Source organism: Neobacillus sp. NPDC097160 (genome assembly GCF_044762155.1).
Taxonomy (GTDB): Bacteria; Bacillota; Bacilli; order Bacillales; family Cytobacillaceae; genus Neobacillus.
This window is the reverse complement of record NZ_JBIWDU010000008.1, coordinates 60,290-75,683: the sequence shown is the minus strand read 5'-3', so window position 1 is coordinate 75,683 and position 15,394 is coordinate 60,290. Positions and strand designations below refer to the sequence as shown.

The 15,394-nt window shown below is 41.2% G+C and carries 12 protein-coding genes, 1 other RNA gene and 1 other annotated feature; of the genes, 11 read left to right on the top strand and 2 right to left on the bottom strand.

What is annotated here, in order from left to right:
- Nucleotides 1–39 precede the first annotated feature (39 nt).
- The 4 genes from recJ to dtd all read left to right on the top strand — a co-directional run bounded on the left by recJ (nt 40) and on the right by dtd (nt 5,851).
- A complete protein-coding gene (recJ, locus tag ACIQXV_RS12980) occupies nt 40–2,403 on the top strand; it encodes a single-stranded-DNA-specific exonuclease RecJ (protein ID WP_402959412.1) in 2,364 nt (787 codons plus the stop codon).
- Complete coding sequence (locus tag ACIQXV_RS12975) at nt 2,394–2,906, top strand: adenine phosphoribosyltransferase (protein ID WP_402959411.1); 513 nt, start codon at nt 2,394–2,396, stop codon at nt 2,904–2,906. Before recJ ends, ACIQXV_RS12975 begins: the two co-directional genes overlap by 10 nt.
- Before the next feature lie 288 nt (nt 2,907–3,194).
- A complete protein-coding gene (locus ACIQXV_RS12970; RefSeq protein ID WP_402959409.1) occupies nt 3,195–5,390 on the top strand; it encodes a RelA/SpoT family protein in 2,196 nt (731 codons plus the stop codon).
- Nucleotides 5,391–5,407: 17 nt separating this feature from the next.
- Complete coding sequence (gene dtd, locus ACIQXV_RS12965) at nt 5,408–5,851, top strand: D-aminoacyl-tRNA deacylase (RefSeq protein ID WP_402959407.1); 444 nt, start codon at nt 5,408–5,410, stop codon at nt 5,849–5,851.
- Nucleotides 5,852–5,952: 101 nt separating this feature from the next.
- Here the strand turns inward: dtd and ACIQXV_RS12960 are convergent, their stop codons facing one another.
- Nucleotides 5,953–7,728 (bottom strand): N-acetylmuramoyl-L-alanine amidase family protein, encoded by a 1,776-nt coding sequence (locus tag ACIQXV_RS12960; RefSeq protein WP_402959405.1) that lies wholly within the window; start codon nt 7,726–7,728, stop codon nt 5,953–5,955.
- Nucleotides 7,729–7,883: 155 nt separating this feature from the next.
- Between ACIQXV_RS12960 and ACIQXV_RS12955 the strand changes: the two genes are divergently transcribed.
- The 5 genes from ACIQXV_RS12955 (at nt 7,884) to ACIQXV_RS12935 (ending at nt 12,750) form a co-directional block, all read left to right on the top strand.
- Entirely contained in the window at nt 7,884–8,060 is a 177-nt protein-coding gene (locus tag ACIQXV_RS12955) for a hypothetical protein (protein WP_402959403.1), read from the top strand.
- A 58-nt stretch (nt 8,061–8,118) separates the two neighbouring features.
- Nucleotides 8,119–8,361 (top strand) — a binding site (T-box leader).
- A gap of 85 nt (nt 8,362–8,446) precedes the next feature.
- Complete coding sequence (gene hisS / locus ACIQXV_RS12950; protein ID WP_402959401.1) at nt 8,447–9,718, top strand: histidine--tRNA ligase; 1,272 nt, start codon at nt 8,447–8,449, stop codon at nt 9,716–9,718.
- A 13-nt stretch (nt 9,719–9,731) separates the two neighbouring features.
- Nucleotides 9,732–11,501 (top strand): aspartate--tRNA ligase, encoded by a 1,770-nt coding sequence (gene aspS / locus ACIQXV_RS12945; RefSeq protein ID WP_402959399.1) that lies wholly within the window; start codon nt 9,732–9,734, stop codon nt 11,499–11,501.
- A 69-nt stretch (nt 11,502–11,570) separates the two neighbouring features.
- A non-coding RNA gene (ssrS, locus tag ACIQXV_RS12940) (6S RNA) lies at nt 11,571–11,767 on the top strand.
- Between the two features lie 215 nt (nt 11,768–11,982).
- Nucleotides 11,983–12,750: a tRNA threonylcarbamoyladenosine dehydratase gene (locus tag ACIQXV_RS12935; protein ID WP_402959397.1), complete on the top strand. Its 768-nt coding sequence runs from the start codon at nt 11,983–11,985 to the stop codon at nt 12,748–12,750.
- Here ACIQXV_RS12935 and ACIQXV_RS12930 read toward each other — a convergent pair.
- A complete protein-coding gene (locus tag ACIQXV_RS12930; protein ID WP_402959395.1) occupies nt 12,719–13,261 on the bottom strand; it encodes a nuclease-related domain-containing protein in 543 nt (180 codons plus the stop codon). The two genes, ACIQXV_RS12935 and ACIQXV_RS12930, sit on opposite strands and share 32 nt — an antisense overlap.
- A 230-nt stretch (nt 13,262–13,491) precedes the next feature.
- On the opposite strand from ACIQXV_RS12930, the gene ACIQXV_RS12925 reads away from it, so the two are divergent.
- Together ACIQXV_RS12925 and ACIQXV_RS12920 are read left to right on the top strand one after the other, a co-directional pair.
- The gene (locus ACIQXV_RS12925) at nt 13,492–14,418 is read left to right on the top strand and encodes an ABC transporter ATP-binding protein (protein ID WP_402959393.1); all 927 of its coding nucleotides are present in this window, start codon (nt 13,492–13,494) and stop codon (nt 14,416–14,418) included.
- Nucleotides 14,411–15,355 carry an ABC transporter permease gene (locus ACIQXV_RS12920; protein WP_402959391.1) on the top strand — a complete coding sequence of 315 codons (945 nt, stop codon included), beginning with the start codon at nt 14,411–14,413 and terminating at the stop codon, nt 15,353–15,355. The genes ACIQXV_RS12925 and ACIQXV_RS12920 overlap by 8 nt, the downstream gene beginning before the upstream one ends.
- Nucleotides 15,356–15,394: the final 39 nt, after the last annotated feature.

The window sequence follows — 15,394 nt, the reverse complement described above, 5'->3', positions numbered from 1 at the left end:
CTCCTGTATAATGAATAAGTCTGAGGGGTGAACAAGCAAATGTTAAAGTCAAAAACAAGATGGATTGTTCGCAGTTCTGATAACAATCTAGTCAACCTGTTCGCAAATGAATTGAAAATAACACCTCTAGTTGCGTCATTGCTCGTCAATCGTGGCTTGGATACCGTAGATTCTGCACGGTATTTTTTATTTGGGAAGGATGAGTTCCATGACCCATATCTCTTAAAAGGGATGGATCTTGCTGTTAAAAGAATACGAGAAGCCATTGAAAAGCAGGAACCGATTCTTATTTTTGGTGATTACGACGCTGATGGCGTAAGCAGTACATCGGTGTTAATGATCACACTTCGTGACCTTGGAGCCAATGTACAATTTTACATTCCGAATCGCTTTACAGAAGGTTATGGGCCGAATGAACCAGCATTCCGTCAAGCTGCGGAAAATGGAATAAATTTGATCATTACTGTTGATACTGGAATATCTGCCGTCCGTGAGGCAGCCGTTGCGAAAGAGCTGGGAATGGACCTCATCATTACCGACCATCATGAACCAGGACCGATCTTACCTGAAGCGCTTGCGATTATCCACCCAAAGCTGCCTGATAGCATTTATCCGTTTCGGGAACTGGCAGGTGTAGGAGTCGCGTTTAAACTTGCTCATGCCCTCTACGGAGAAGTTCCTGAGCATTTGTTTGAGATAGCTGTTATAGGGACCATAGCGGACCTAGTATCATTAAAAGGCGAAAATCGTTTGATAGCCAAAAAAGGTCTTGAAAAACTGAAAGTTACAAAAAATGTTGGTCTTAAAGCCATCCTAAAATTGGCTGGGGTCGACCTAATGGCCATCAATGAAGAAACAATCGGCTTTACGCTGGCACCGAGAATTAATGCTGTCGGCAGGTTAGAAGATGCTGATTTAGCTGTTCAACTGATCTTGACAGATGATCCGGAAGAAGCGCAACAATTAGCAGAAGAAATGGACGGCTTAAATAAGACAAGGCAATCGATTGTCAATACAATTACAGCCGAGGCAATCGAAGAAGTAGAAACCAATTTTCCGATTGAAACGAATAATGTTCTTGTGATCGGCAAGGAAGGCTGGAATGCCGGTGTGATCGGCATTGTCGCATCAAGGCTTGTAGAAAAATACTACCGTCCGACCATTGTGTTAAATTTTGATCCGGAAAAAGGGGTGGCAAAGGGCTCTGCCCGGAGCATTGCTGGCTTTGATTTGTTTAAAAACCTATCAACCTGCCGCGATATTCTCCCGCACTTTGGCGGCCATCCAATGGCTGCAGGGATGACCTTGAAGCTTGAAGATGTTGCCGAACTTCGAACAAGATTAAATAATCTTGCTGAAGAGCAGTTGACTGCAGAGGATTTTATCCCTGTTACGTATCTTGACGAGGAAATTCAACTCGAAGATATTCATTTATCGTCATTGGAAGAATTGAATTTGCTTTCTCCTTTTGGCATGGACAACCCTAAGCCAAAAGTTTTAATAAATAATGTTGAAATTACGAGTATGAGAAAAATTGGCAGTGAGCAAAACCATTTAAAGGTTTTAGTGAATGAAAATGGTGCAAATCTTGATGGGGTAGGCTTTGGTTTGGGTGCGTTAGCTGACCAAATTTCACCTGCATCTAAAATTTCATTAATTGGGGAATTATCTATTAATGAATGGAACAATATACGTAAACCACAAATTTTTATCCACGATATCAAGGTGGAATCATGGCAGTTATTTGATTATCGCGGCCAGAGACGGATCAACAACATTGCAAACAAGGTACCTGCTGATAACAGGAGATTCATACTATTTAATAAAGAGTATCTTGAAAAATTTGACGCCGATTTGAAGGCTGAGACAATCCTTATTCAAGATTTCGAAGAAGCAAAGGCATTTGATGCCTGCGGGGCAAATATCGCCTTAGTTGATTTTCCACCATCCAAAGAGATGCTAAAAGTTTTATTCGATGGCAAACGGCCGTCAAGGATTTATGCCTATTTTTATAAAGAATCCAGTGACTTTTTCAGCACGGTTCCAACTCGCGACCATTTTAAATGGCTCTATGGCTATCTTTTGAAAAAAGGCCCGCTTGATCTAAAACGTCATGGGGATGCAATTGCCAAGCACCGTGGCTGGTCACAGGAAACGCTTTATTTTATGTCAAAGGTGTTTTCTGAACTAGATTTTGTTACAATAAACAATGGATTTATTACTTTGAATACTGAAGCGCAAAAGCGTGATTTAACTGACTCAAGAACCTATCAAAAAAAACAGGCACAATATGCTCTTGAACGGGATTTATTATTTTCTTCCTTTCAGGAATTAAAAGGCTGGTTCGATCAAGTCATTCAAGAGTCGGTTGAAACTGAGGAGGCAATTACAGAATGGATTTAAAGAAATTTATTACGATCGTACCCGATTGGCCAAAGCCGGGAATCAAATTTAAAGATATTACCCCATTAATGAATGATGGTGAAGCCTATAAATATGCAACAGATCAAATCGTTGCCTATGCAAAAGAAAGAGAAATTGATTTGATTGTTGGACCTGAAGCACGTGGATTTATTATTGGTTGTCCTGTGGCCTATTCACTTGGAATAGGTTTTGCTCCAGTCCGCAAAGATGGTAAACTTCCAAGGGAAACGATCAAAGTTGGCTACGGGCTCGAATACGGAAAAGACGTTCTAACCATTCATAAAGATGCGATACAGCCGGGGCAGCGAGTATTAATTACAGATGACTTGTTAGCAACTGGCGGCACAATTGAAGCGACCATTCAATTAGTGGAACAGTTAGGCGGTGTTGTAGCTGGTATCGCTTTCTTAGTTGAGTTAAGTTATTTAGAAGGCCGTAAAAAACTTGACGGCTATGATATTTTAACATTAATGCACTATTAAATGATGCAAGAGGGCACTCAGAAAACGAGTGCTCTCTTTATATAGAGCAAAATGGATGCGCCAGTTTAGGAAAGTACACGGGCCTTTAAAACTGGAAAATGATCGAAGTTTAATGAAAATAATAATTTTTCGACCTATTTTTTCATAATTTGCAGAAAAAACATCCCATTCTCTTTACATCTTCGCTATTTTTTTCGATAATAGAAACAATCATTCTAATTTAGGAACGTTTTTTATAGGATGACATTTATATAGTAAATAAATTGAGATGAAAATAAAGGTGATTTCATGGCGAATGATCAAGTGTTAACAGCCGACCAAGTCATCGACAAGACACGGAATTACTTAAATGACGAGCATGTTGAATTAGTCAAAAAGGCATATGAATACGCCAAACATGCTCATCGTGAACAATATCGAAAATCGGGAGAGCCGTATATTATTCATCCGATACAGGTTGCAGGTATTCTAGCAGACCTTGAGATGGATCCGGCAACGGTTGCTGCTGGTTTTCTCCATGACGTTGTAGAAGATACGAATATATCCTTAAAGGATATTGCGGAAGCTTTTAATGACGAAGTGGCCATGCTTGTCGATGGTGTTACAAAATTAGGGAAAATAAAATATAAATCTCACGAAGAGCAGCAGGCAGAGAACCACCGAAAAATGTTTGTGGCTATGGCACAAGACATCCGGGTTATTCTTATTAAGCTTGCCGACCGTTTGCATAATATGCGTACGCTTAAACATCTTCCTTTAGAAAAACAGCGTCGGATTTCAAATGAAACACTTGAAATTTTTGCACCTTTAGCACATCGTCTTGGTATTTCTAAGATTAAATGGGAGTTGGAAGATACCGCATTAAGGTATTTAAATCCGCAGCAATATTATCGGATTGTAAACTTAATGAAGAAGAAACGTGCAGAACGGGAGCAATATTTAGAGGATGTTATCGAAGAAGTTAAATCGCGGATGGGTGAAGTGTCGATTAAAGCTGAGCTTTCCGGCCGTCCGAAGCATATTTATAGCATCTATCGAAAAATGGCGCTGCAAAATAAGCAATTCAGTGAAATTTATGACTTGCTGGCCGTACGAATTGTGGTTAACAGTATTAAAGATTGTTACGCGGTCCTAGGTATTATCCATACTTGCTGGAAGCCAATGCCCGGCCGTTTTAAAGATTATATCGCGATGCCGAAGCCGAATATGTATCAGTCCCTGCATACTACTGTGATCGGTCCAAAGGGTGACCCGCTTGAAGTGCAAATTCGGACGTATGAAATGCACCGGATTGCAGAATTCGGGGTTGCGGCCCACTGGGCGTATAAAGAAGGAAAAATCATTAGCGATAGCTCAACATTTGAACAAAAACTAACCTGGTTCAGGGAAATTCTCGAGTTCCAGAATGATACTGCCAATGCCGAAGAGTTTATGGAATCATTGAAAATTGATCTGTTTTCCGATATGGTGTTTGTGTTTACACCAAAAGGCGATGTGATTGAATTGCCATCCGGGTCTGTTCCGATCGATTTTGCCTATCGGATTCACTCCGAAATCGGTAATAAAACCATCGGTGCTAAGGTGAACGGTAAAATGGTGACACTGGACTACAGGCTCAGGACCGGCGATATTATCGAAATTCTCACATCAAAACATTCATACGGTCCAAGTCAGGACTGGTTGAAGCTGGCGCAAACCTCTCAAGCGAAAAACAAGATTCGGGCATTCTTTAAGAAACAGCGCCGTGATGAAAATGTAATTAAAGGCAAAGAGCTGGTTGAAAAAGAAATCCGGAATATGGAGTTCGAACTGAAAGAAATTTTAACTTTGGACAATCTGAAAAAGGTTGCTGAAAAGTTTAATTTTTCCAATGAAGAGGATATGTATGCCGCAGTCGGTTATAACGGTGTAACGGCATTGCAGGTTGCCAACCGCTTAACCGAGAAATGGCGGAAAAAACGCGACCAAGAACAGTCCGCGAATATTACGAATGTGATTTCCGATTTAAAATCGTTTCCATCTAATAAGAAACGGGAATCGGGCGTCCGCGTCCAAGGAATTGATAACTTATTAATCCGCTTATCGAGATGCTGTAATCCTGTTCCGGGAGATGAAATTGTTGGTTTTATCACGAAAGGACGCGGTGTCTCTGTTCATCGCTCCGATTGTACGAATATTGATTCCAATGATGCCCAGTCAAGATTAATTCAGGTTGAGTGGGAATCCTCCTTAAATGATCGAAAAGAGTATAACGTTGATATTGAAATTAGCGGCTTTGACCGTAGAGGAGTGTTAAATGAGGTTCTTCAGGCGGTTTATGAAACAAAAACGAATATTAATGCTGTTACAGGGAAAACAGATCGAAATAAAATGGCCACGATCAGCATGACGATTGCCATTCATAATGTTAACCACTTGCAAAGGGTGGTTGAACGAATTAAACAAATCCCAGATATTTATTCGGTCCGCCGGATTATGAATTAAGGTAAGGTGTTTTAAGTATGAAAGTGGTTGTTCAACGCAGCAAAGCGGCCAGAGTAACCGTCGATGGTGAAGTAACAGGGCAGATTTCAAAAGGATTTGTCCTCCTGGTTGGTGTGACACATGAGGATAAAGAAGAGGACGCGGCATACTTAGCAGATAAGATTGCCAATTTAAGGGTTTTTGAAGATGCGGCTGGAAAAATGAATTTGTCGTTGATGGACGTAGGCGGTGAAATTCTTTCCGTTTCCCAGTTCACCCTTTATGGTGACTGTCGAAAAGGAAGAAGACCTAGTTTCATCGACGCAGCCAGACCAGAGCAGGCAATACAACTTTATGATGCTTTTAACGGTATGCTCCGTGAAAAAGGAATCCTTGTTGAAACAGGTGTTTTTGGCGCGATGATGGATGTTCAAATAACCAATGACGGTCCAGTGACGTTGATTTTGGAAAGTAAAGCATAAAAAAGCTTAGCACTTTAATTTAAGTGCCAAGCTTTTTTTTGTGAAATAAGAAAGAAATTTCGACTTTGAGAATTGTCCAACTTCTGGTGCCTTGTGCATTTTTAATTTGCTTTAAAGAATCTTGCCAATCCATTATACAAACCGGAAGCGGCATTTTCTTGGAATCCGCTCGAGTTTAGCGTCATTTCTTCCTCCGGATTGCTTAAATAGCCAAGTTCCATCAGGACAGCCTTTCGATTGTTTTCACGAATGACATGGAAATCACCAATTCTTACGCCGCGATCATTTAATTTTGTTTGCCCGACCGTTGAGGCAAATAGCGTATCTGCAAGTGATTTTTGATAAATATGATAATAATAGCCGGTCATCCCGCGGGTACTTTGATCTAGGCTGCTGTCGTAATGAATACTGACGAAGGCATCTGCATTATAGGACTCCGCCGCACTTACACGGGAAGGAAGCGGTATAAAAGAGTCATTGTTTCTCGTAAGGTAGACATTTGCACCGGCAGCCCTTAATTTATCATACAGAAGCCGGGCTGTTCTAAGTGTTAGCTCCTTCTCTAATGTTCCGCTTGCACCTGTTGTACCATTATCGACACCACCATGTCCGGGATCAAGGACAATGGTTTTATTTTTAAGATAGCTTTCGGCACCTGACTTCTGAATCTGTGAATTCGTCCCGTTATTCGAAACAATCCAGCCGGCAACATACCCTGTTTCTCCGTCCTTTAGTTGTACCTCATACCAGTCATTCACAATCCTTTTAACAGGAAAAACTTCACCTTCGTTTGCCAGGACGACGACATCTGATTGGCCGTCTGCTTCCTTTCGGATATTTGTCCCATTATGTAAGATGGTAATCTTACTTTCCTTCTGAGCTTGTCCAGATTGGGATTTTCCAGTTGTTTTATCAAGATACCAACCGGCAACCCATCCGAAACTACCATTCTTAAATTCTATTTTTACCCAATTGTTTTTCTCCTCCAAAATAGCGAAGCTTTGCCCCTTTGTCACAGTCCCAATAATGTCGGAATCCATTGATGACTCTGAGCGGACACTAAGACTGCCGGCAGTTATCGTTCCATTGATCCCGCTCAATTCTTTCTTCGGTGTGGGTGTGTCCTTTGATGCCCCTGTTTCCGTGTTAATAAATTCAGCATTTGCCCATCCTTTAAGATTTGAAAAACCAATCTCGAGCCAATTATTTTGTTTGGAATAAATCGTTACGCTTGTACCTTTGGCTAGTTTTCCGATAATAGGGCTTGATGCGGATGGTTCTCTTCTTACATTTAAGGTATCGCCATTTACCACACCTGTATCGGTCGTTTTCTTGGAAGGGGCGGGAGTTTGCTTGTTTTCCTGCTTATCGGTTTTAAGCTCTAAAAAATCTCTAACAACCCATCCTTCACCAAAGGAAGAGGTTATTTTATACCAGTTTTCATTCTGGTCAAGGATAGTGACTACTTGCCCTTTCGTTAAGAAGCCGATAATTTGGAAGCTTGTCCCAGGTCCGGAGCGAACTCTTAATTGATCAGTGTTGGCTTTGGCTATTGTGTTTTTGCTCCCACCTGACGATGCGGCAGCTGTCGTTTTGGGCGCGTTGTCTTTTGTTACAAGCCAGTTGACGACCCAGCCTGTTTTTCCAAGTGATAATTGAATCTCGACCCAATCACCTTTTTCCTTCACAATTGAATACTTTTCGCCCCGTTTTGCTATTTTTACGAGGGGATAACTTAAACTCGGACCACCGCGAACATTGACAGTATCACTGGAAATGGTTAGCGAACCACTCGCAGCACTGCTTTTTCCTTGCGGCAGGAAAGTCCCGAAAACTAGAATGATAGACAATAATAGAAGAATAAACTTTTTGAACATCGGTTCCCTCCTTTGTCATTTATTTTATCGTAAAATGGAGAGAAAATCATTCCTTAATTGTTAAAAAAGACCAAGATGGGCCTAAATATCTTGTTAACATGCAAGTTTTTCACCATAGATGGAAATAATAGAAAAAAAGACAGAGGTGATTTGGTATGAGGTCGAGTGAAAAAGGAATGAACATTCAATCAATGGATGGCCGCCTATTTGGTGTGGATTTTCATGATTTTATTCAAAAAGAACAGCATGCAACCTCGTTTGAGCTTGCATCCGAATTTGGTTTATCGATGGCGGATGTCAGAAAGTTAAAAAAACATTTAGAAAGGTCGTAAATCTCTCTTGACATTACTATCGATGCTCCGTATTATTATATAAATATAAAACATAAAGATATAACCAATGATGGAGCATAGTAATTAAGCTAACCCATGAAAAGAGAGGAAATGCCTTAGGCTGAAAGCATTTCTGCATGTGCCTTAATGAATGAACACTCCGTAGGCTTCTCTCTGAAAAAGCTAAAGGCTCTACTAGGAGAAGAACGTGAGCAGGCGTTAACTGTTCAAGAGGAAGGGCATTCATTTACATGCTTTTCAACTAGGGTGGCACCGCGGGATCAGAACTCTCGTCCCTTGTATTTTATACAAGGGATGGGAGTTTTTTTATTTGTATTAAAAAATATTCACATAAAAATTTTTTTTAAAAGAGGAGGTTTTCCACAATGTCTATAAGTATCCCTAGAGGCACGCAGGACATTCTGCCTGGAGAGGTAGAAAAGTGGCAGCTGATCGAAGCAAAAGCACGCGAGCTTTGTGAGAAATATCAATACCAGGAGATTCGTACACCAATCTTTGAACACACCGATCTTTTTTCAAGAGGTGTGGGCGATTCTACCGATATTGTTCAAAAAGAAATGTACACATTTGAGGACCGCGGGAAACGCAGTATCACCCTAAGACCGGAAGGAACGGCAGCAGTCGTTCGCTCGTTTGTCGAGAAAAAAATGTTCGGGCTAGCCAACCAGCCTGTAAAGCTTTATTACATGGGACCGATGTTCCGCTATGAACGCCCGCAGGCAGGGCGCTTCCGTCAGTTTGTCCAATTTGGCGTGGAGGCATTAGGCAGTAACGATCCGGCGATTGATGCTGAGGTTATTTCCCTTGCGATGAATCTATACAAAGAAATGGGCTTGACGCAGCTAAAGCTGATGATTAACAGTCTTGGTGACAAGGAGAGCCGCACCGCACACCGTGAGGCATTGGTGAATCACTTTAAACCGCGGATCGGAGAGTTTTGTCATGATTGTCAAAACCGTCTAGAAAAAAATCCGCTTAGAATCCTTGATTGTAAGCAAGATCGCGATCATGAATTAATGAAATCAGCACCATCGATCCTTGAATATTTAAATGATTTTTCCAAGGCCTATTTTGAAAAATTACAGCAGTATTTAACGCAGCTCGATATTCCATTTGAGGTGGATGCTAACTTAGTGCGGGGCTTGGATTATTATAATCACACGGCATTTGAGATTATGAGTAACGCCGAAGGATTTGGCGCCATTACTACCCTTTGCGGCGGCGGCCGGTATAACGGATTAGCGGAAGAAATTGGAGGTCCGGAAACACCGGGGATTGGCTTTGCTTTAAGTATTGAGCGGTTTATCGCTGCGCTTAACGCGGAAGGCATTGAGCTTGAGGTGAATCAAGGGATTGATTGCTATCTCGCCGCTCTTGGTGAGGAAGCAAAGGATTACACGGTAGGGCTATTGCAGCAGCTGCGGATGGCCGGTTTTTCCGCTGAAAGAGATTATTTAGATCGAAAAATTAAGGCGCAATTTAAAGCAGCTGACCGCTTAAACGCGAAATATGTTGTCGTTCTTGGGGACGATGAGCTTAAAAATAACAAAATTAATGTAAAAAATATGGCTACAGGTGAACAAGTAGAATTAGGCCTAGACACTTTCATTAAACAATTTCAGGAATTGCAATCTTAAAGGGGGAAAAACAATGTTTGGTAGATCGTATTTTTGTGGTGAAGTTCCAGAGTCCTCGGTAGGGGAAAAGGTAACATTAAAAGGTTGGGTTCAAAAGCGACGTGACCTTGGCGGATTAATTTTTATCGATTTGCGTGATCGTTCCGGCATTGTTCAGGTCGTGTTTAATCCTGATTTATCGAAGGAAGCACTAGAGACAGCGGAAAAAATCCGCAATGAATATGTCCTTGATGTGGTTGGAACGGTCGTCAGCCGTGAGCCTTCAACCATCAATGAAAACCTTAAAACGGGAAAAATTGAAGTACATGCGGAAAAAGTAACGATTATCAATGAAGCGAAAACACCGCCATTTACGATTTCTGATAAAACAGATGCGTCAGAAGATATCCGGTTAAAATACCGTTACTTAGATTTCCGCCGCCCGGTTATTTTTGAAACATTAAAAATGCGTCATCAAGTAACGAAGCAAGTGAGAGATTTCCTCGATGGCGAAGGATTTTTAGATATTGAAACACCAATTTTGACAAAAAGCACGCCTGAGGGGGCGCGTGATTATTTGGTGCCAAGCCGTGTTCATCCAGGTGAATTCTATGCGCTGCCACAATCACCACAATTGTTTAAACAACTGCTCATGGTTGGCGGAATTGAACGCTATTATCAAATCGCCCGCTGTTTCCGTGATGAGGACTTGCGTGCAGACCGTCAGCCTGAATTTACCCAAATCGATATTGAAACAAGCTTCATGAGCCAAGAAGATATCATGGGCATGATGGAAAATATGATGTCCCAGCTGATGCTAAAAGTTAAGGGTGTGGAAGTTCCGCACGCTTTCCCGCGCATGACCTATGATGAAGCAATGAGCCGCTTTGGTTCCGATAAACCGGATACTCGCTTTGGCTTGGAACTCGTTGACCTTTCTGAAATCGTCAAAGAATCCGGCTTTAAAGTGTTTGCTTCCGCTGTCGCTGGCGGCGGACAAGTTAAAGCGATAAATGTCAAAGGGGCAGCAGACAAGTATTCACGTAAAGATATTGATGCCTTAACAGAGTTTGTTGCTGTCTATGGTGCAAAGGGTCTTGCCTGGCTTAAAGTGGATGTTGATGGCTTGAAGGGCCCGATAGCGAAATTTTTCTCTGAGGAAGATACAAAAGACCTGATGGCCACCCTTGAGGTTTCAGAAGGAGATTTGCTCCTGTTTGTTGCTGATAAGAAAAGTGTTGTTGCTGATGCGCTCGGAGCTTTAAGACTAAAGCTAGGGAAAGAATTAGGATTAATCGACCCAAGTCTGTTTAATTTCTTATGGGTTACGGACTGGCCGCTCTTGGAATACGATGAGGAAGAAGGCCGTTATTATGCAGCCCACCACCCATTCACGATGCCGTTTAGGGAAGACCTTGAATACTTAGATTCTGACCCTTCTAAGGTCCGTGCTCAAGCGTACGACCTTGTGTTGAACGGCTATGAGCTCGGCGGCGGATCTTTGAGGATTTTTGAACGTCCGATTCAAGAAAAGATGTTTAGTGTCCTTGGGTTTTCACCAGAGGATGCGAAGGAACAATTCGGCTTCCTAATGAATGCTTTTGAATATGGAACACCGCCGCACGGAGGAATCGCACTTGGCCTTGACCGCTTAGTAATGCTGCTTGCCGGCAGCACAAACTTACGGGATACGATTGCCTTTCCGAAAACAGCCAGCGCAAGTTGCTTGTTAACGAATGCACCTGGCGAAGTTTCCGAGGCACAATTAAAGGAATTAAATTTGTCACTAAATGTTAAAAAATAACAGGAATTCGCTTTCATGAATCCCTTGAAGAACGCTTGAAAATATGCTATTATAAAAAGCAATTAAAGAAGAGTCCTGAAATGTACGTTGTGTTACCTGAAGTTTTGACCGAACATTTTTTATTCGGGAGTCTAGAGTTTTCTGATTGCGTAAATGCCTCGCCCTTTTCGGGTATGGGGACTTACAATACCGGAAACAGGACACCCCCCTGCTGAGTGCGGGATCAAAACTAAGGATCAAGAAGCAACGGCACCATTGGGACTCTTTTCTTATGGGTAAAATTAACCTTCCGGCAGATGTCGGAAGGATTTTGCTTTTATTGGCGGATGCGATTGTCGAAAAATCCTATTGGCATAGGTGTAATGTCGAGTTTACCTTTTTGATAATTCCTATAAAAATACTTGCTTTTATAGGGTGGTATGATATATTTTTATGGTGAAAAAATAAACGTAAATTGATATTTAATTTGGAGTGAACATACATGCTGCATCAATTTTCCCGAAATGAGCTTGCGATTGGTAAAGAAGGATTAGAAATTATGAAAAACAGTACGGTTGCTGTGTTAGGTGTCGGCGGTGTCGGTTCTTTTGCTGCTGAAGCTCTAGCGCGATCCGGAGTTGGCCGTTTAGTGTTAATCGATAAAGATGATGTGGATATTACCAATATCAACCGTCAACTTATTGCGCTTCTGTCAACGATTGGCAGACCGAAAGTAGACATCATGCAAGAGAGGATTAAAGATATTAATCCTGATTGTGAGGTCATTGCGCTAAAGATGTTCTATACAGAGGAAACATATGAAGAAATTTTTGACTACAATATTGATTTTGTTGTGGATGCCTCTGATACGATTGTTTACAAAATCCATTTGATGAAAGAGTGTTTAAATAGGGGAATTCCAATCATCTCTAGCATGGGAGCAGCCAATAAAATGGATCCAACCCGTTTTAAGATTGCCGATATTTCAAAAACACATACGGATCCGATTGCGAAGGTAATTCGTACTAAGTTGCGTAAGGAACGTATTCACAAGGGTATCCCCGTTGTCTTTTCTGATGAGAGCCCGATTGTCATTCGCGAAGACATTAAGAAAGAAGTAGGGAATGAAAATGCCCCAATTCGCAAAGCGCAAATGCCGCCTGCATCCAATGCCTTCGTCCCTTCCGCTGCCGGTTTGATCATGGCGAGCTATGTGGTGATGGAATTACTGAAAGATATTAAGATTCATCGTGTTTCGGATGAGAAATAACCTTTTTGGTAGCCCTGGACTTTAATGGTTCAGGGCTTTTTTGAAAAAGAAAGGGTATTATAATGCCCGAAGAGGTTGAAGGGCTGTAGCCAAGGTAAAAAGAAAGGGCTAATAATGCCCGAAGAGGTAGAAACCACTTGCTGCGTTTTAATTGGTCCAATGGATTCTTAATTTCATCCTCAGTTAACATTGAAAAGAAATTACCTGCTTCGTAATAATAATCACCCTCATGATTTTTAACTTCAAAAGGATAAATGGTTTCTTGAGCAATAATTAGGGTATCAATTTGAAACTCAGCGTTATTAGATTCCAGGCGTAAATCATTAATTATATACAAATCATTTTGGAGCTTCTGAGTTAATTGGTCAAACATAACCTCACCTTGATACCCTTTTTCAAGATTAAAATAATACCTTTTTTCTTTTGGTCCAAGCATCATTCGTGCGTTTAGAAATCTTAATTTAATTAATTCCGTAGGTTCGGAACGAGTTTTTAAAGTTTGTAATATCATGTCCCACTTCCTCCCGCATTTTAAAAGCTCCATATTTATTTTATATAAAAATTTGCTCCATAATAAAGAAATGTACGAATATTTTGTTAACACTTCTCAGTCTTCAGACTTAGACACGAATCCACCTACAGACGTTTTTTGAAAATAACGTAACAAGGCTATACTTAAAATAGGAATTTTCCATGACAAACAGTTAAACTATGTTGGGACATATCGAGAGGAGAGAGGTTTTGGAAACCATAGTTGAATTAAAAAATGTAACAAAAGTAATTAAAGGAAGAACGATCATTGACGATATCAGCTTCCAAGTGAATAAAGGTGAGGTATTTGGATTTCTTGGCCCAAATGGAGCGGGAAAAACAACTACGATTCGAATGATCGTCGGCTTAATGGGCATTACCTCGGGTGATATTACCATCGGCGGCTCAAGCATTAAAACTAATTTTGAAGATGCTGTTGGTCATGTAGGAGCCATCGTTGAGAATCCAGAAATGTATAAATTTTTGACCGGCTATCAAAATCTTGTTCATTATGCCAGAATGTCAAAAGGTATCACCAAGGAGAAAATTGCCGAAACGGTTGAACTTGTCGGCTTAACAGAACGAATCAATGACAGGGTAAAAACATATTCCCTTGGAATGAGACAACGCCTAGGCTTGGCGCAATGTCTCTTGCATGACCCGGATGTCCTTATCCTTGATGAGCCGACAAATGGGCTCGATCCGGCGGGGATCCGGGAGATCCGTGACTATGTCCGCCAGCTTGCCCGTGAAAAAAATATGGCCGTGATCGTTTCCAGCCACTTGCTATCGGAAATGGAAATGATGTGTGATCGGATCGGGATTATCCAAAATGGTAAATTGATAGATGTACAGCTTGTTCAGGAATTTGTTCATGGTACCGAAGTTACCTATGAATTGGAGGTTGTTCCAACCGACAAGGCATTAAAACTTATTGAGACAAATTATCCCGAAGTAAGGGCCAACCGTTCGAGAAACGGATTATCAGTGGAGCTGCCTAAAGAAGAAATACCGAATCTCGTGAAAAAATTGGTAGGCGAAGATATTCAAATTTTTGGAATCAAAGAAGTGGCGAAAACGTTGGAAGATCGCTTCCTTGAAGTGACATCGGAAAAGGAGGCTGCAACTCGTGGTTAATTTAATCAAAAATGAATGGATGAAAATTTTCAAACGCCCAGGTACCTTTGTGATGATTGGGATCCTTATCGTTGCCATTACCTTAGTCGGGATCGTGGTTAAGACACAACAAAAGGACTTTGTTCAGGATAAAAATTGGCAGCAAGTATTACAAGATGAGAATAACGCGTTAAAACAGCAGATGGAGCAAAGTCGAACCAAGGTAGAAAAGCAATTTTTCAAAAAGGAAATCGCCATCAATGATTATCGGATCAAGCATGATATTCCACCGCGTGAAAGATATACGGTTTGGTCATTCGTAAAAGATACCTCACAGTTGATCATGCTAGCAGGATTATTTATCATCATTGTTTCTGCCGGAATTGTTGCCAGTGAGTTTAATTGGGGAACCATCAAGCTGTTGTTGATTCGGCCTATCAATCGGACGAAAATCCTCCTATCGAAATATTTGACGGTGTTATTGTTTGCTTTATTTATTTTAGCGATTTTGTTTGCTTTCTCAACTGCACTTGGTGCGATCATGTTTGGGATGCCGGAAAAAGCCGTTCCGTATTTAAATTATTTCAATGGTCAAGTGACCGAGCAAAATACGGTTGTTCATTTGTTAATCTATTACGGTTTAAGTTCGATCGACACGATTATGTTAGTGACAATGGCCTTCATGATTTCGTCTGTATTCCGAAATAGCTCACTGGCAATTGGGTTGTCACTGTTCTTATTGTTTACTGGCGGGCAGTTTACAGCGTTGTTATCAATGAAATTTGACTGGGCAAAATACATCTTGTTTGCTAACACAGATCTGATGCAATACTTCGAGGGCACGCCAATGGTAGAAGGGATGACCATATCCTTCTCCGTCATCATGCTGCTGCTCTACTTTGCGATATTCCAATTCCTAGCCTTCTACGTCTTCAAAAAACGAGACGTAGCCGCATAATAATATCTGGATAATGTAAAAGGTGACGGGCACCATGTG